The sequence below is a fragment of the Ruegeria sp. AF5 genome, assembly GCF_056541905.1.
In genome coordinates this window covers 1-16467 of the sequence record NZ_JBQFYZ010000008.1, presented here as the reverse complement: position 1 = coordinate 16467, position 16467 = coordinate 1, and the positions used below count along the sequence as shown (strand labels likewise).

At 55.9% G+C, this 16467-nt stretch carries 18 protein-coding genes and 1 pseudogene; 13 read left to right on the top strand and 6 right to left on the bottom strand.

Annotation, left to right across the window (positions count from 1 at the left end; all coding sequences use genetic code 11):
* Positions 1-250: 250 nt before the first annotated feature.
* From ACR0DS_RS12685 to ACR0DS_RS12660, 6 genes and pseudogenes are all read left to right on the top strand, one after another.
* The gene (locus ACR0DS_RS12685) at positions 251-616 is read left to right on the top strand and encodes a MerR family transcriptional regulator (protein WP_480558964.1); all 366 of its coding nucleotides are present in this window, start codon (positions 251-253) and stop codon (positions 614-616) included.
* Complete coding sequence (locus ACR0DS_RS12680; RefSeq protein WP_480558962.1) at positions 613-1323, top strand: transporter substrate-binding domain-containing protein; 711 nt, start codon at positions 613-615, stop codon at positions 1321-1323. Before ACR0DS_RS12685 ends, ACR0DS_RS12680 begins: the two co-directional genes overlap by 4 nt.
* A 197-nt stretch (positions 1324-1520) precedes the next feature.
* Entirely contained in the window at positions 1521-1883 is a 363-nt protein-coding gene (locus ACR0DS_RS12675) for a MerR family transcriptional regulator (protein ID WP_480558960.1), read from the top strand.
* Positions 1880-2479 carry a short chain dehydrogenase gene (locus ACR0DS_RS12670; protein WP_480483604.1) on the top strand — a complete coding sequence of 200 codons (600 nt, stop codon included), beginning with the start codon at positions 1880-1882 and terminating at the stop codon, positions 2477-2479. The genes ACR0DS_RS12675 and ACR0DS_RS12670 overlap by 4 nt, the downstream gene beginning before the upstream one ends.
* A gap of 270 nt (positions 2480-2749) precedes the next feature.
* A pseudogene (locus ACR0DS_RS12665) lies at positions 2750-2881 on the top strand (IS481 family transposase); the annotation flags it as partial.
* A 550-nt stretch (positions 2882-3431) separates the two neighbouring features.
* Positions 3432-4061 carry a helix-turn-helix domain-containing protein gene (locus tag ACR0DS_RS12660; RefSeq protein ID WP_480483605.1) on the top strand — a complete coding sequence of 210 codons (630 nt, stop codon included), beginning with the start codon at positions 3432-3434 and terminating at the stop codon, positions 4059-4061.
* Here ACR0DS_RS12660 and ACR0DS_RS12655 read toward each other — a convergent pair.
* Genes ACR0DS_RS12655 through ACR0DS_RS12635 form a run of 5 tightly spaced genes read right to left on the bottom strand, consistent with a single transcriptional unit; the run spans position 4039 to position 8402 of the window.
* Positions 4039-4536 (bottom strand): GNAT family N-acetyltransferase, encoded by a 498-nt coding sequence (locus ACR0DS_RS12655; protein ID WP_480483606.1) that lies wholly within the window; start codon positions 4534-4536, stop codon positions 4039-4041. The two genes, ACR0DS_RS12660 and ACR0DS_RS12655, sit on opposite strands and share 23 nt — an antisense overlap.
* Positions 4537-4564: 28 nt before the next feature.
* Positions 4565-5632: a heme-dependent oxidative N-demethylase family protein gene (locus ACR0DS_RS12650; protein ID WP_480558958.1), complete on the bottom strand. Its 1068-nt coding sequence runs from the start codon at positions 5630-5632 to the stop codon at positions 4565-4567.
* Positions 5633-5645: 13 nt separating this feature from the next.
* A complete protein-coding gene (locus ACR0DS_RS12645) occupies positions 5646-6608 on the bottom strand; it encodes a PDR/VanB family oxidoreductase (protein WP_480508325.1) in 963 nt (320 codons plus the stop codon).
* Positions 6605-7201 carry a dimethylamine monooxygenase subunit DmmA family protein gene (locus ACR0DS_RS12640; protein WP_480487939.1) on the bottom strand — a complete coding sequence of 199 codons (597 nt, stop codon included), beginning with the start codon at positions 7199-7201 and terminating at the stop codon, positions 6605-6607. Before ACR0DS_RS12640 ends, ACR0DS_RS12645 begins: the two co-directional genes overlap by 4 nt.
* A gap of 55 nt (positions 7202-7256) precedes the next feature.
* Complete coding sequence (locus ACR0DS_RS12635; RefSeq protein ID WP_480558956.1) at positions 7257-8402, bottom strand: aminomethyl transferase family protein; 1146 nt, start codon at positions 8400-8402, stop codon at positions 7257-7259.
* 340 nt (positions 8403-8742) lie between these two features.
* Between ACR0DS_RS12635 and ACR0DS_RS12630 the strand changes: the two genes are divergently transcribed.
* From ACR0DS_RS12630 to glnT, 6 genes are all read left to right on the top strand, one after another.
* Entirely contained in the window at positions 8743-10116 is a 1374-nt protein-coding gene (locus ACR0DS_RS12630) for an ammonium transporter (RefSeq protein WP_480483611.1), read from the top strand.
* An 11-nt stretch (positions 10117-10127) separates the two neighbouring features.
* Positions 10128-10343, top strand: coding sequence for a hypothetical protein (locus ACR0DS_RS12625; RefSeq protein WP_480483612.1), 216 nt, complete (start codon positions 10128-10130; stop codon positions 10341-10343).
* Positions 10344-10490: 147 nt separating this feature from the next.
* Positions 10491-11420 carry a class II glutamine amidotransferase gene (locus ACR0DS_RS12620; protein ID WP_480558954.1) on the top strand — a complete coding sequence of 310 codons (930 nt, stop codon included), beginning with the start codon at positions 10491-10493 and terminating at the stop codon, positions 11418-11420.
* Between the two features lies 1 nt (position 11421).
* Positions 11422-12105: a protein GlxC gene (locus tag ACR0DS_RS12615; RefSeq protein ID WP_480483614.1), complete on the top strand. Its 684-nt coding sequence runs from the start codon at positions 11422-11424 to the stop codon at positions 12103-12105.
* Positions 12106-12125: 20 nt separating this feature from the next.
* Positions 12126-13454 carry an FMN-binding glutamate synthase family protein gene (locus ACR0DS_RS12610; protein ID WP_480483619.1) on the top strand — a complete coding sequence of 443 codons (1329 nt, stop codon included), beginning with the start codon at positions 12126-12128 and terminating at the stop codon, positions 13452-13454.
* An 81-nt stretch (positions 13455-13535) separates the two neighbouring features.
* Complete coding sequence (glnT, locus tag ACR0DS_RS12605; RefSeq protein ID WP_480558952.1) at positions 13536-14864, top strand: type III glutamate--ammonia ligase; 1329 nt, start codon at positions 13536-13538, stop codon at positions 14862-14864.
* 69 nt (positions 14865-14933) lie between these two features.
* Here the strand turns inward: glnT and ACR0DS_RS12600 are convergent, their stop codons facing one another.
* Positions 14934-15383, bottom strand: a complete 450-nt coding sequence (locus ACR0DS_RS12600; protein WP_480558950.1) for a group II truncated hemoglobin — start codon at positions 15381-15383, stop codon at positions 14934-14936.
* Positions 15384-15512: 129 nt separating this feature from the next.
* Between ACR0DS_RS12600 and ACR0DS_RS12595 the strand changes: the two genes are divergently transcribed.
* Complete coding sequence (locus ACR0DS_RS12595) at positions 15513-16358, top strand: EamA family transporter (protein ID WP_480483616.1); 846 nt, start codon at positions 15513-15515, stop codon at positions 16356-16358.
* The last annotated feature ends 109 nt before the right edge of the window (positions 16359-16467 follow it).

Below are 16467 nucleotides of genomic sequence, written 5' to 3'. Positions count from 1 at the left end.
TGCCTGCAGCGAATGTCTGAATTTCGGGCAGCGACCGCAGAGTATGGGGTTGCGCTGAGAGATTGGTTTGGGCCGTCCTCGATGGCTCCACAGATCTCTCTTAATTCAGATGCTGCTCCGCCTTCGATGACCGCCCAGAGCCCAGTTTGACAGATGCCGCACTCTGCACGAATGCCGGCTTTTCAATAGTCGCTATTGACTTAGAGTGGCTCTAACTCGCTACCCAGAGATCAGAGGAACATTTGCGAAGATGAGAATTGCTGAAGCGGCGGAGGCCTGTGGGCTATCCGCACATACTATAAGGTTCTACGAGAAGTCGGGAATGCTGCCAGAGATCGAGCGTGGCACCGATGGACATCGTCGGTTTACGCCTCGTTTGGTCGAGTGGCTGACTCTGCTCTATTGGCTGCGCGAAACCGGCATGCCACTCAAGCAAATGCGTCGGTTCACGACGCTTGCCAAAGCAGGCGATGCCGGTGTCGAAGAACGCCGAAAAATCCTGTCGGATCACGCGGCAACGCTGAAAGCCAAACGCGCAACTCTCGAAAAATGCGGAAGCATCCTCGCCATCAAGATCGCCAGCTATGGCCCGGACGCCAAAGAGGATGACCAATGAAGTTTGCCTACCTGATCGAACCGCCGTTCAACTACGTCGATGCAACAGGCCACGTCACGGGCTGTGACGTTGAGCTCGCGCGGTATGTAATGGCGCAACTTGGCATTGCCGGTTTTGAAATGGTAGAAACGAAATTTGCTGAACTCTTGCCCGGGGTCGGGGATGGCCGATGGCGCATGACGACCGGTCTTTTTGGAACGGAAGAACGCAGGAAGAGCGCATTGTTCAGCCGCCCGATCTGGGCGCAACCCGACGGGCTCCTGGTGGCTGGGGGCAATCAGATGGGTTTGAGCGGATATCGATCGGTTGCCGACAATTCTGATATCCGTTTGGCGGTTATCCGGGACCAGTTTCAGCATCGCTCGGCGATTGAATTTGGCGTCAGCGCAGAGCGCATCATGATTTTCGAAACATATGTCGAGGCCGCACAAGCTGTTTGTGAAGGCACCGCCGATGCCTATGCCAGCGTGGGCCGAGCGCATGGTGGATTTATCGAGCAGAACCCGGAATGGGATCTGGAGCTGATCCTTGTGCCAAACTCAGAAAAACCTCCTGCGTTCGGGTCATTCGCGTTTGGTTTGAACGACACAAACCTGCGGAACGAAGTCGACGCAGTTCTTTCGCAATTCCTTGGGACCGATGCCCATCGGAACATGGTCGCTTCTTTTGGATTCTCGGCTGCCGAAGTTGATATGGTGGCTGCCTGATACGTCGAAAGCTGACCTTGGCCGCGGCGCGCCAAGTCCTGTCTGTCCGCATCGATACTGCCCAAGCGCTTTGCAGCGAGCCAGAGTGGCCGAAGCTGCGCGATGCGAGAATGGCGGCTTTTGAGAGTTTCTGCAGAAGTTGCTTGACCTGAAGTAGCTTCAGGTAGGTAGGGACTTGGGCGAGAGGATCAGATCGCATGATGATTTCAGAAGTTGCAGAACGCACCGGACTCAGCGCTTCAACAATTCGTTTCTATGAGAAATCGGGGTTGTGTCCATTCGTCCAACGCGGCGCGGATGGCAAGCGCAAATTCTCGAAGACAGATGCCGATTGGTTAGAGTTACTGGCGTCCCTTCGTTCGACAGGTATGCCTTTGGCAGAAATGCGGGCTTTTGCGGAGCTTTACGCATCCGGCGACGGCAAAGTCCCTGAGCGCAAAGCTGCCCTTTTGGCACATAGCCGCCGCCTGGAAGATCGACAGGCCGATCTGGACCGATGCCGCGTGATCCTAAATCGAAAACTGAAACGCTATGATGAGATATTGAAGGATCAGGCATGAGAATTATCGTAGTCGGAGCAGGTGGTGATATTGGACAAGCTGCCTGCAAGGAGCTTCGGCAAAGGCATGAAATCGTCACAGTGGGACGTTCAAGTGGGGACCATCGGGTCGATTCAAGTGACTTAAACGCGGTGAAATCACTGTATGAAAGCCTCGGCAATTTCGATGCTGTGGTGTCCTGTGCAGGCGACGCGACCTTTGCCCCGTTGCCGCAGATGACCCAAGTGACCTTCATGGTGGGTCTTCAGCAAAAGGTTATGGCGCAAGTGAACCTTGTCCTGGCTGGGCTGGACGTCATTTCGGATGCAGGTTCCTTCACTCTGACAAGCGGTGTTCTTGATCGCGATCCGATCAGAATGGGTTCAAATGCGGCAACCGCTAACGGAGCATTGGCAGGCTTCGTAAAGAGCGCTGCAATCGAGATGCCGCGCGGGTTGAGAGTCAATGTTGTCAGTCCGGGCATGTTGGACGTGTCCGCGCCACGTTACGGCGCATGGTTTCACGGCCACAAACCGGTTTCATCCCATCATGTTGGATTGGCATATGCGAAATGTGTCGAGGGTGCTCTCACAGGGCAGGTGGTGATCGTTGACTAGAAACCCGTCGTGCGACCGGACGTTGGTGCAACCGCAGCGAAATAGGACTCTCGTCCGCGACTCGTAAATTGGGTGTCCGAAAATTGCTGCGCAGTCGATGAATGGCCGGTCTCCGCGCTGCACCGCGGCGCCGAAATTTCCGTCCCTGCGGCATACAGGTGCTGTGAGCGCGCGCAACACGAAATCGCTCAGAGTGTCATTTCGCCCCGTCCCGCAATGGCGTCATTGTTTTCTTAGCGTTGGATTCCACACTCTTCCGCAATTGACCCCTACAACTTTGCCCTCAGACTGAAGACGCTCAGCGGTCTCGCACCATATGAATACATCTGCAAAATCTGGACATCAAAACCAGATCGATCCATCCTAAATCCAATCCACCAGATGCCGAAACTGAACACCTAACCCCGGCCGATGTCTACTTCGGACGCGGGCAGACCATACTAAGACAACGAGGAAGGACCAAACAAAAGACAATCGAAACCCGGCGCTTGCTCCACCTCGAATCCGCCGCATAATCAAAACAACCAGGTGAGCCTGATCCTCTCTTAGTTCAGGCGGCCAACTGTCCCAAATTCCCTGACGACAGGCAGCATGTCGCACTTTACGCAACTGGCGACATTTGAAGACGGTCGCTACGAAATGCGATTCTGTGGCGCAGTACTGAAATCGACCCAAGTAAATCGCTGGGTCGATTTAGCCGAGATTTCAGATTGATGCAGTGAAACCTGGCAGTCCAGCGTTTTGGCAAAACACCTGCGTGCAGCGGAACGGTTCCTGCGATTGAACAGTGTGCTCATATTCTCTGTCAGCATGATTATTTTACTATCAGGAAAGCTTGGTGCTATTGTGGTCCGAATTGGATGGGCTATTGCACCGCGCCTGGTTGCAGAACCGGTTTGGACAAGTGTAGCAAGACGTTGAAAGAGTGAAATTGAAAAAAAAAGACAAAGACATGGCGATAAATCTGAGTCAGGACCCGCATTCGGTTCGTTCGGGTGACAGGGAAAAAGTTCTCGAAGTCGCCATTGGTCGCGAGGTTCGAGCGTTTCGTAAACAGCAGAACATCACGGTTGCAGACCTGGCTCAGCTAACTGGGTTGTCAATCGGCATGTTGTCGAAGATCGAAAACGGCAACACGTCACCTTCTCTGACAACCCTGCAATTGCTGGCGGATGCGCTCTCGGTTCCTCTGACTAGCTTTTTCCGTCAGTTTGAAGAACGCCGCGAGGCGGTTCATACGAAAGCTGGTGAAGGGGTCGAACTGGAGCGCGAGGGAACTCGCGCCAACCATCAGTACAACCTGCTTGGGCATATCGGCGCCAATGGATCAGGTGTAATCGTGGAACCTTACCTGATCACACTGACTGCTGAATCCGATGTGTTCCCAACGTTCCAACATGGCGGAATTGAGACGATTTACATGCTTGAAGGCGAGGTAGACTATCGCCACGGGGACCAGATTTATCCCCTGAAGCCCGGCGATACCCTGTTCTTTGACGCCGACGCACCCCACGGCCCGGAACGGTTGGTCAATCTGCCGGCACGCTATCTTTCAGTGATCAGCTATCCGCAGACAAACTGATCGGCTTGCGCAGCAGGAAATCTGTGGGTCTGTCATACCCCTCATGGCTGCCCGTGCTGACAATCGTGAACCCAAGCCTGGAAAATATGCGATGGTTTTCAGTGAGCTCCACGCGCGTTTGCAGTTCCAGCGCGGGCAGGCCAAGCTGCGCTGCGCGGATTGCAGCATGATCCACCAAGGACCGGCAAATACCCTGTCCTCGCAATCCGTCCTTCACTGCCAGCTTTCCAAGGTACAAGCTGTCGGGCTTGGGCGTTAGAAACATGCAGGCGAAAAGCGGTCGGCCGATGGCCCAGATTTCTCCGCCACTTTGACAATGCGCAAGCATTCCGTCCACGTTCAGACGATGGATGGACGACGGAGGGTCGATCCGAGCATCCATGTACCGAAAGGACTCGCGCAGCAGCGCCAGAGCGTCATACAGAGCGAAGTCATCGCTCGGGATGAGCCACGGTGTTCTGTCTGGATCAGTCATAACAGCCAAGACACCTGACATTGCCGGTTTACTTTGACAAGGGGGGTTCCGTTTCCAGATCCGGCCAGATCCCGGGCGAGGTGGGCAACCCGTCGTCGAACTGGCTGAGATAGTCCAGCATCAGCGGCCGGTTGTCGATGAACCCTTTGTAGGTTGCCAGTTCCACTGGCAGATCACGAACAACACGATGCAGGCGACGACCCCATTTCGGTACAGTCACCAGATCCTGAAAACTACACAGATAACAGCGGATTGGGAATAACAGCGCGTTTGAACGCGGTAGTCGGAAGAATGTCTGCAACTCGACCCGAAGATGTTGTTTTTGGCCAATATTCTCCGGTGTCAGTGTGGTTTTCTGAATACCCCATTTATGGTAGTTCTCCGGGCTGGTATCCAAAAGCGGGTTGACCGTCATGGTCCAGTTCAGGCGGCGTGCGGGTGCGCCCTGCTGAATACTCAGCAAGAATTTCAGCGCACGCTGAAAGATACCCATCTCGTGGGCCAGTGGTACCGGGGCGTGCCATTCGAAAAAGTTCATGCCAATGTCGAAATCCAGGCTCCAGTCGGCCTGGGTGGTCACCATTCCGGCATCCATCCACAGCATGTCGTCACGTTGATCAAGCACCGCATAGTCACCCTGGGCCTGACGGGTGATATATTCCATCGGCCCGCAGGGCAGGGTGGTTTCATCCATGAAGGTAAAGCTGTGATCAATCCCCAATGGTTTGTTGATCCAGCGCCACTGGTTGCCGTTGCGGTGCAGTTCAAACAGATCCGGGTAATCCTCGGACTTGCAAACCATAATCAGTTCCAGAATGTCCCAACCCGCCAATGTCATGTGTGGCAAAGACTGGCAACGCAGCGGGTCCTGATCCAGAACGATGGCGCGGTCTTTCATTTCCGAAACGTAATGTTCGTCCACATCGAACCGCTTTTCATAGACTGACCCTTCGGGCCCGCCGCGATGCTGTTCCATGTTGACCGAATACATGTAGCTGTCTTCGTGGAACGGAAACGGAAAGCGATTTATCGCCCAGTCCGAGTTATGAAACGTATAATCGTCGCGGAAGGACTCGTCGTTGAATTGAATGGTCATGTTGGGCCTCCTCTCAGCGGTCCAGCACGAGGGACTTGCCCTCGAAACGCGATACACAGGGCATGATTTTCTTGCCCGCTGCCTTTTCCTCATCGGTCAGCCAGTGGTCGCGGTGAACGAAATTGCCATCATGATCCAGCACAACTGTTTCGCATTGGCCACAGGCCCCGCCGCGGCACAGATACGGAGCATCCACCCCTTCACGTTCGATCGCCTCCAGCAGGCTTTCATTCTCGCCCACATGAATAACCTTGTCCGATGTGGCCAACCGCACTTCGAACGGTTTGCCGGGTCGCGGTGCCAGAAACTCTTCGTAATGGACGCAATCCTCGGGCCAGCCCTCGGCAGCAGCGGTGTTGCGCACCCAATCAATCATGCCCTTGGGACCGCAGACATAAACATGCGTTCCCAAGGGTTGCCCGCTCAGCAGGTTTTTCAGATCAATCTGCTGGTTTTGGTCGTCGTAATACAGATGGGTTTCATTCGGATGCCTGTCTGTCAGTTGCTCGGCATAAGACGCCAATGCCGTGTTGCGGCACGCGTAATGCAGTTCCCAGTGCCCGTGCAGCAGTTCGAGTTGCTTGATCTGCGCCAGAAAGGGCGTGATGCCAATGCCACCGGCCAGAAACAGGTGCTTGCGGGCGCGCAAGTCAAGCGAGAACAGGTTGACCGGGTAGCTGATGGTCATTTCATCACCCAGCTTGACCTGACGGTGCATGAACAAAGAACCGCCCCTGCCTTCATCATCACGGCGGACCGAGATCGTATAGGATGACTGATCAAACGGGTCGGACATCAGGGAATAAGGATTAAGCCGTGTGATACCGCCATCCTTCATTTCGACAACGGTATGCGCCCCGCCGGAAAATGTTGGCAACTGACCGCCGTCGATGCGTTCGAACCGGAACCGCGTCACCAGTTCATTCAGCGGGGTGATTTCGGTCACTTTGACCTGAATTTTCTCGGCACCGCTCATTCGTAAATCCCTTTCGGCTCGGGCACGTTGCCATGATCTTCGGCGTCGACGCGGACACCCTGATAGGCGGCAAGCCGGCGGGAGTAGTGATCGCGCACGAACAGATTCAGCCCGCAATGCGAGCAGACAAATGGATCAACCTCGACATCTTCGGTGATGCCTTTGCAGTGCACACATTGCATCCGGCGTGCAACTGAACCGCGATGCTCGGTCTGTATTGCCGTGTGTGGCAGGCCGACTGCTGTCACCTCGTTCATGGCCTGGCCCATCATGCCCTCAGTACCGCTCAGATAGACCTGCAGTCCCATATGCGCGTCCTCCAGTACGCGGCGGATGCGTTGCAGCGCGGCCGCATAGGAAGGTCCTTCGTAGAACTGCGCGGGGTTCAGCGCCTGCAACCTTTCCGAGTAGTCCGTCCCTTTGGGGATATAGATCAGGTGCGTTTTGGCCATCAGATCAGGCGTCGCGATGTCGAGAACGGCTTCTGCGCCTTCGGCTTCTGCGATCATGAGATGATGGTCACCCTTGCGAGCTTCCAGCGTGCCCCAGATCGGTCGGCTTGTGATTGACTTGGGAAATTCGAACTTTGACATTGTACCCTCAAATAGGAAAAGGGCGCCACGGTATGCCCGTTGCGCCCCCTGAAACTCAGCCCTTTGCGGTTCTGATCGATTTATCCTGATCGTAGAACGGCATCTCTTCCGCAGTCGCCGCTATTTCCGTTCCATCTCCGTTGCGCACCGTCAGCTTGGTTCCGGGCGATGCGCAGGCAACCGGCATCCGCGCGATACCCACGTTATGCCCGTTGATTTCGGAATACATGCCAAAGGTGACAACACCGACCTTCTCGCCGTTTTGCAGCAGGTCCGCGCCCTCGTTCGCTGGTGTCGTGCCGTCCAACTTGACGCCATAGATCTTGAACCGTTCCTTGCCCTTCGAGGCATAATGGTTCTCGGCGCCGATAAAGCCGGTCTTGCCGGGCGAGACAGTGAATTCCAGACCCAGTTCCCACAGCGTATCGCCACATGTCTCACCATCGAACGGATAGGTTTCCGAATTATCGCCCGGATAGAACAGCAGGTAACTTTCGGTGCGCAGCAAATCGAGTGTCGAGAACTGGACTGGTACGATGCCCATGTCCTTGCCGTCAGCCAGAATGCTGTCCCACAGATGCACAGCATGTTTGGCCTGACAGAAAATCTCGTACCCACGCTCACCGGTATACCCGGTCCGCGAAACCATCACCGGGCACCCATAAAGCTTAGTCTGCATGATGCCGAAATAAGCCAGGTCACGAATGCCGGGGATATGCTTTGCCAGGAAATCAACGGCGACTGGCCCTTGCAGCGACATATCATGCATGTCGTCGTCAAAAATGACCGAGCAGTTCTTGCCTGCCGCCACGGATGTCAGCTGCTCCATACCTGTTCCGGTGCCATGCACCACCAACCACGTGTTCACCGACAGACGATAGATGATGCAGTCATCAACAAACTTGCCTTCAGCATTCAGGATCGAGGCATAGGTCGATCGGCCCGGCATGATTTTTTCCACATTCCGCGTGGTGACGCGATCAATAACATAGGCGGCATCCTCGCCAACCACATGAACCTTTTTCAGACCGGACACATCCATAAGACCAGCTTTGGTGCGGATGGCTTCGTAGTCCGCTTTGGCACGTTCAGGGCTGTGGTCATAGAACCAAGCGGTCCCCATTCCGTTCCAGTCCTCAAGCTCGCCGCCGATCTCGGCATGGCGCTGCGCAAGGGCCGACGTCCTCCAAAGAATGGCCATGGTTCAGGTCTCCCGTTGATCGTTTTTGTTGGCCACATTGAGGCCGATGTTGGATTGAAAATCAACACCTGAGTGCAGAAAATTTTCCTGCTGGGAATATTTGCCTGCAATTTTTGCACCCTGAAAACACTCCTGAGAAAGGAATTTGTTAGTTGTTTGTCAAATGTTTAGGTCCGTTTTTGGTGTGCCAAAGCGTAGGTCGCGGACAGGCCTAAAAGGTGTTTGCCCCACATATCTATTGACAGGTCGCAAATGAAAATGTCCTCTGAGTAGATAAATATTCCCAGCAGGAAATTCTGCGCGGGCGGACCTCCTGCTGCAACAACAGGGAGACTACGAAGTGGATGGTAATCTAAACGCACTCACGACGGTCTTTACCGAGTTTTATTACTGGGTAACGGTCGTCTTCATGTTCCTCATCCATGTGGGCTTTTGCATGTACGAGGTCGGCGCAAGCCGAGCGCGTAACCACATGCACACATTGATGAAAAACATCATGATCATCCCGCTGGTGACGGTCACGTTCTTCTTCTTTGGATGGTGGATCTATTGGGCCTTTCCAAACTTTCCGTTCTGGGGCGGTCTGGATGCAGAAGCGGGTGCCGCGAATCTGCCTTGGGCCGACACAATGGCCACCAACCTTGGCGACAGAATCACAGGGGTCTTCTGGGCCGCATTCTTGCTGTTTTCGTGGACCGCGGCCTCGATCGTTTCCGGCTCGGTGATCGAGCGGATCAGATCTTCTGCCCTTTGGGTACATGCGGTGCTGATCGGGTCGGTCTTCTGGATCATCGATGCCGCATGGGGTTGGCACTATGCCGGCTGGATGGTGCGTGTTCTGGGGTATCATGATGCCTATGCATCCGGCGTTATTCACGCGATCGCGGGTGGGTATGCGCTTGGTGTGATCATGGTTCTGGGTCCTCGCCTTGGCAAGTTTGCTAAGGACGGAACTCCTCGGGATATTCCACCTCACAATCCGTGGATGCTGACGATCGGGATTTTCCTGATCTACACCGGCTTCTGGGGTTTCTACGCTGCCTGCAACGTTCCGGTGATCTCTCCCGAGGCGATTGACGGGCAGATCACTGGCGTGACCTGGACGGCAACAAACATCTATCTGGCTCCGACGACTCTCTCGGCGATTACCTTCAATTTCCTGATGTCTCTGTCTGGTGGATTGATGGCGGCGTATGTGGTTTCAAAAGGCGATGCCTTCTGGACGTTCTCGGGCGGGCTGGCCGGTGTTATCACAGCATCCGCAGGGAATGACCTGTACCACCCGATCCAGGCGATGATCATCGGCGCGATCGGTGTCGTGATTGTCTACAAGCTGCACTACTGGGTCGAACGCCGGTTCAAGCTGGATGATGCTGTCGGGGCGGTTGCAGTGCACGGGTACTCAGGTGTTATTGGCCTCATCATTGCTGGGTTTGTCCTGTGGGGTGTCCCGTCTTCGCCTTACGAAGGATATGCGACGATCAATCCGGTCGGACAGGTCACCGGTGCAGTCATCATGTTCTTTGTTCTGGGTTTCATGCCTGGTTGGATCGTGGCCAAGTTGCAAGCGGCTGCCGGTGTTCTTCGCATACCGGAAGAGGTTGAGCTTCAGGGCCTCGATTACGCCGAACACCATGCCTACGAAGATGCCAAAGCAGCGATTATCGCGGCTGACAAAGAAGAGCTGGCCGCCCGCGGCGCAGCCGCGAAATAGAGGAGAACGTTATGTCTACAATCGGATATACAAGTTGGGCCGTTGATCTTGCCGAAGTCGGCCCGGTCTATCCCTTCCAGGGGTACGAAATTCTGATGGTCATCATCGGCGTCGTCTTCTGGATCGGCTGGCACCGTATCCAATTTGTCCGCGAGGGCGAGCATCTTGAAAAAGCCCGCCACGCAGGAGACGAAGACAGAGTAAAAGCACAGCTGGATCGTTATTGATCCGGTTTTGAGAACCGGCAATGGGCGCAAGATCAATGGATGCGTCCATTGCCTGACAGGAAAAAAACTTTCCTACCGTTATTGATATCCTGCAGAATAATTGGTACCGTCGAATCATAACGAAACACACAAGGAGATCTGCCAGCCATGTGCGGAATTGTTGGATTATTCCTCAAAGATCAGTCCCTTGCTCCTCAACTGGGCAATATGCTGACAGACATGCTGATCACGATGACAGATCGTGGCCCCGACAGTGCCGGTATTGCGATTTATGGCGCAGAATCGGCGGGTAAAACCAAGATTACGGTTCAGTCCCCCAACCCCGAAACCGATTTTGTCGACCTTGCGGACGAGTTGGGCAAAAGCCTGGGCACATCTGTTGGTCAAAGAAACAACGACACACACGCCGTTTTGGAAGTTCCCGCCGGTCAGTTCGAAGCTGCACGGTCCGCTCTGGCTGAGATCCGCCCGTCGGTCCGGGTGATGAGCCGTGGTGACAGCCTTGAAATCTACAAGGAAGTCGGCCTGCCGAAGGATGTTGCCGAGCGTTTTAACCTCAGCGGAATGAGCGGCACGCATGGCATCGGACACACCCGCATGGCGACGGAATCTGCGGTGACCACAATGGGTGCCCACCCGTTCAATACAGGGTCCGACCAATGTCTGGTCCATAACGGGTCGCTGTCCAACCATAACTCGTTGCGCCGCAAACTGCGCCGCGCGGGTGTAACGATCCAGACAGAGAACGACACCGAAGTTGGCGCAGCCTACCTGACCTGGAAGATGATGAATGGTGCCACCTTGGGCGAGGCTCTGGAATCCAGCATCGATGATCTGGACGGTTTCTTCACTTTTGTCGTGGGAACCAAGGACGGCTTTGGCGTCGTGCGTGATCCGATCGCGTGTAAACCAGCCGTGATGGCTGAAACCGATCAGTATGTGGCTTTTGGCAGCGAGTATCGCGCCCTAGTGAACCTGCCCGGCATCGAAGATGCACGAGTTTGGGAACCTGAACCGTCCACCGTTTATTTCTGGTCGCACAACGACAGCCCCACAACCCACGAAAAGGCCGCCTGATATGCAGACCTATGATCTAGAGGCAGACGGGCTGCGCGGATTGAACTCTTGCTTGCAGGCACAAAATTCCGAGACCAACCAGACCCGTTGGGAAATTGTAAATCCCAAGGGCAGCCATGCGATTGCCGTTGGGCTGGACGCGCCGATCGAGGTGACGGTCAAGGGATCGACCGGGTATTACTGCGCGGGGATGAACCAGCAGGCAACTATCAAGGTCGAAGGGTCCGTCGGGCCGGGTGTTGCAGAGAACATGATGTCCGGTCAGGTCATCGTCGATGGTGACGCCAGCCAATATGCCGGCGCGACCGGCCATGGCGGATTGCTGGTGATCAAGGGCAATGCAAGCTCGCGCTGCGGCATTTCGATGAAAGGCATCGACATCGTCGTGCACGGCAATATCGGCCACATGTCCGCCTTCATGGCGCAAGCCGGAAACCTGGTGGTCTGCGGAAACGCAGGCGATGCGCTGGGGGATTCACTCTACGAGGCGCGGCTGTTCGTGCGCGGCTCGGTCAAAAGTCTTGGTGCCGATTGTATCGAGAAGGAAATGCGTCCCGAACATCTGGAGATACTGAAAGACCTGCTGGACCGGGCGGGCTGTGATGCCAAACCGGAAGAGTTCAAACGCTACGGCTCGGCTCGGCAGCTGTACAATTTCGACATCGACAACGCCGCCGCATACTGAGGAAGAAGGGTATGAAAGATATGGACGATCAGATCCCCCGCACCCTGCCGATCCAGTCGGCGACGTTCTCCAACCCCATCAATGCCGAGATCCGACGCGCTGCTGCGACCGGCATCTATGATATTCGCGGTGGCGGAGCCAAGCGCAGGGTCCCTCATTTCGACGATCTGCTGTTTTTGGGCGCATCCATCTCGCGCTATCCGCTGGAAGGATATCGCGAACGCTGCGATACCTCGGTAACGCTAGGCACACGTTTTGCGAAAAATCCGATCAAGTTGGACATTCCGATCACCATCGCGGGTATGAGTTTCGGCGCGTTGTCTGGTCCTGCCAAAGAGGCTTTGGGCCGTGGCGCATCTGCTGCGGGCACGTCGACCACAACCGGTGATGGCGGCATGACCCCGGAAGAACGGGGTCATTCATCCAAGCTGGTCTACCAGTATCTGCCCTCGCGCTACGGCATGAACCCGAATGATTTGCGTAAGGCGGATGCGATTGAAGTCGTGGTCGGGCAAGGCGCTAAACCCGGCGGTGGCGGGATGCTTCTGGGTCAGAAGATCAGCGACCGTGTGGCCGAAATGCGGACCCTGCCCAAAGGCATCGACCAGCGTTCGGCCTGTCGCCATCCGGACTGGACCGGGCCGGACGATCTGGAGATCAAGATCCTTGAGTTGCGCGAAATCACCGGTTGGCAGGTGCCGATCTATGTCAAGGTCGGCGCGACGCGCCCCTATTATGATACTGCACTGGCGGTAAAGGCCGGGGCTGATGTCGTGGTCATGGACGGGATGCAGGGTGGCACAGCTGCCACGCAGGATGTGTTCATCGAACATGTTGGCTTGCCCACACTGGCCTGTATCCGCCCCGCCGTGCAGGCGTTGCAGGATCTAGGTGTGCATCGTGAAGTTCAGTTGGTCATTTCGGGTGGCATACGAACAGGTGCAGATGTGGCCAAAGCATTGGCGCTTGGGGCCGATGCGGTCGCTATTGGCACCGCCGCTCTGGTGGCCCTTGGCGACAACGATCCCAAATGGGAATCCGAGTATCAGAAACTGGGCACGACCACAGGGGCCTATGATGACTGGCACGAAGGGCGCGACCCCGCTGGCATCACAACGCAGGACCCAGAGCTTGCCGCGCGCTTGAACCCCGTCGAAGCGGGTCGCAGGCTGCGCAACTACCTGAAGGTCATGACGTTAGAGGCGCAGACCATTGCGCGCGCCTGCGGTCACAACCACCTGCACAACCTCGAGCCGGAGGACCTGTGTGCCCTGACCATGGAGGCCGCCGCGATGGCGCGGGTGCCCTTAGCGGGAACCAGTTGGTACCCGGGCAAGGAAGGGTTCTGAACATATGCGACGCGGCCTCCTGAATGGGGGCCGCGTTCTTGCTTTGAAAACCGAAAATTCAACAGGGAAAGGAAAGCAATCGTGACGACAGATCTCGCAGCTTTCGCAAAAGAAAAAGGCGTCAAATACTTCATGATCTCGTTCACCGATCTGTTTGGTGGACAGCGGGCCAAACTGGTGCCAGCGCAAGCCATTGCCGAGATGCAGGAAGATGGCGCTGGTTTTGCCGGGTTTGCCACCTGGCTGGATATGACCCCTGCGCATCCTGACATGCTGGCGGTGCCGGACCCGTCATCGGTGATCCAGCTGCCATGGAAGCCAGAGGTGGCATGGGTTGCGGGCAACTGTGTGATGGAAGGCAAGGACGTCGCGCAAGCCCCGCGCAATGTTCTGCGCCGCCTGATTGGCGAAGCGGCAAGCGAGGGCATGCATGTCAAAACCGGGATCGAGGCCGAGTTCTTTTTGATGACCCCGGATGGCGAACAGATCAGTGATCCGTTTGATACAGCCGAAAAGCCCTGTTATGACCAACAGGCCGTGATGCGCCGTTATGATGTGGTGCGCGAAATTTGTGACTACATGCTGGACCTGGGCTGGGGTCCGTACCAGAACGACCACGAGGATGCCAACGGCCAGTTCGAGATGAACTGGGAATTTGATGATGTCCTGCGCACAGCAGACAAGCATTCCTTCTTCAAGTTCATGGCAAAATCGATCGCGGAAAAACACGGGCTTCGGGCGACATTCATGCCGAAACCGGTCGAAGGACTGACCGGCAATGGCTGCCACGCCCATATCTCGGTCTGGGATGCGCCGGGTGATGCCGCCAAAACCAATGTATTCGCAGGAGAGGGTGACGGCCCAACCGGCGAGGTTGGTCTGGGAGAACGCGGCAAGCACTTCCTCGGCGGGATCATGAAACACGCCTCGGCACTGGCGGCGATCACCAACCCCACGGTGAACAGCTACAAACGCATCAACGCGCCACGGACGATGTCTGGCGCAACCTGGGCGCCAAACACGGTGACGTGGACCGGCAACAACCGCACGCACATGGTGCGCGTTCCCGGCCCCGGACGTTTCGAATTGCGCTTGCCCGATGGCGCAACCAACCCCTACCTGCTACAGGCCGTCATCATCGCGGCCGGGCTGTCAGGTATCCGGTCCAAAGCCGATCCCGGCAAGCGCTGGGACATCGATATGTATGCCGAAGGCCATAAGGTACGCGGTGCACCGAAACTGCCCCTGAACATGCTTGATGCGCTGCGCGAATACGACAAGGACAAAGAGCTGAAGGCGATGATGGGTGCCGAATTCTCGTCAGCTTTCCTGAAAATGAAGCATCAGGAATGGAACTCTTTTGTTTCCCATTTCTCGCGTTGGGAAAAAGACAACACGCTCGATATCTAAGTCGGATTGCAGGATTGCATATCGGGGCCGCGCCATAGGCGGCCCTGTTTCTGCGATGGCCACGCGAAGTTAGTCGCTCTTTTCACGCTGTGTGTCACGGGCATCTGCGCCCGCATCCGCCTCCAGCCGCCAGTCAGGTACGTCATTGACCAGCATGAGCGCCGCTCTGCGCAACGTCACGCGCATCCTGTCGACAACCGGGCCGGACATGCCGCAATCCGCCAGCGCGGCGTCAAACGTCTCCAGCCAAAGCTCGGCATCAGCTTCGCGGATAGGGACATGCGCATGAATTTCGCGCAGGTCCATATGACCAAATCGTTCGCGGTAATAGGTCCGCCCTCCCAGAAAACCGCTGAGAAATTCGAACTGGGCCTGTCTGGTATGGTTCAGCCCATGGCCGCGAAAGTGCAGCCTGTGCAAGGAATAAACTGCCGGATCCGTTTCCATCCGATCATAGAAACGCTCAACCAGACTGCGCAGCCGGCTCTCACCGCCAAGTTGCTCTAATGCAGACGTCATGTGCTGCCTCTTACTGCCTTTGGCTTCAATATTATTGCATATCAGGAAAATAAGTTTAACACCAGTGACAGTTTGACGTATGCATGGTCTCAAGCGGATTGAAACTAAGCCGATGATGGTGATGACAAAATGACTGCTCTGGCGCTTGGCCTGGTCGCGGCACTTTGCTGGGGGATACACGATCTGGCAGTACGTTATGTCAGCCAGTCTGTCAGCGTGATCGCATCGCTGATGGTCGTGCTGATATCGGGCGCGGTGCTTCAGTTTGGTCTGACGGTGACGCTGGGTACATTTGACTCGATTTCTGGTGCCGCAGTGTTCACCGCTGTCGCCGCGGGCGGGTTTTATCTGTTGGCGGGTATCAGCATGTATGCCGCTTTTCAGCGTGGCCCGGTTCGGTTGGTTGCGCCACTTGTCGCGAGTTACCCGGTCTTGTCGGTGTTGCTGGCCATATGGCGGGGTGCAACTATCAGCCCGCTGCATTGGCTTGCCGTCATTGCGATTGGCATCGGGGTTTCCGTGGTCGCAGCCAAGTCCGAACGGGATGCGGTGGTGTATCCGGCAACAGGCCCAACAATACTGCTGTCGCTGGTTGCGGCCGTCGGCTTCGCGGCGGCCTTTGCCCTAGGACAATATGCAACCGAGCTTAGCAACGAGTACTCGGTCTCGCTGGTCAGCCGATTGGCGGCAATCCTGACTCTGGGGATGGTTGCTGTGGCATCTGGAAAAGCAATTTGGCCCGGACCCCAAGCGATGCCCCTGTTATGTGTGATGGGTGTTCTGGATGCAGTTGCCATCCTTTGCGTGGTCTCAGCGGGTGGTTTGCCCAATGCACAATTTGCCTCGGTCTCGGCATCCGTTTTTGGGTTGTTAACCGTAGTTCTGGCCTGGGCCATATTGAAGGAAAAAATGGCTCTTCAGCAGTGGCTTGGGTGTTGTGTTGCATTTGCAGGTATAGGGTACCTTGCACTCTGAAACGCCCCCCTCCGGCCCCCGTGTTTATCAGGCGGTCAGACCTTCTGGTTCTGGGAGTTTGTTTGCGCGGCAGCAGGCGGTGAGGGTGTTGGCCAGCAGGCAGGCGATG